Source organism: Dyella sp. 2YAF14 (genome assembly GCF_052114725.1).
Lineage (GTDB): Bacteria > Pseudomonadota > Gammaproteobacteria > Xanthomonadales > Rhodanobacteraceae > Dyella.
Genome location: NZ_JBFRFH010000039.1, coordinates 1 through 469 on the forward strand (window position 1 = coordinate 1; position 469 = coordinate 469).

The 469-nt window shown below is 64.6% G+C and carries 1 protein-coding gene; it reads left to right on the plus strand.

Going from position 1 to position 469, the window contains the following annotated elements:
* Positions 1-469 (plus strand): calcium-binding protein (locus AB4Y82_RS21145; protein ID WP_441611686.1); only part of this gene is annotated, 469 nt, incomplete at both ends.

Here is a 469-nt window from a genome sequence, read left to right on the forward strand (position 1 = left end):
CAGCAGCACCGTCGACCTCAGCCAAAGCAACCTGCAGAACGTCGAAGATGTCACCGTCACCGGCCTCGGYRMCTTCACCGTGATCGGCAACGACCTGAACAACACCCTGMTMGGCAACGCCTACRACAACACCCTGCAAGGCGGGGCCGGCAATGACTGGCTGGATGGCGGCGCCGGCGCCGACACCCTCAGCGGCGGCAGCGGCGACGACACCTACGTCATCGACAACGCCACCGACACGGTCACTGAGCTCGCCGACGAAGGCCACGACCTGATCCGCACGGCGGTGAGCTACACCCTCTCGGCCAACGTCGAAGACGGCGTGCTGCTCGGCACCGCCGCGTTGAACCTCACCGGCAACGAACTCGATAACAGCCTCACCGGCAACGCCGCCGCCAACTTCCTCAATGGCGGTGCCGGCCAAGACCTCATGATTGGTGGTGCAGGCAACGACGTTTACGTTGTGGAC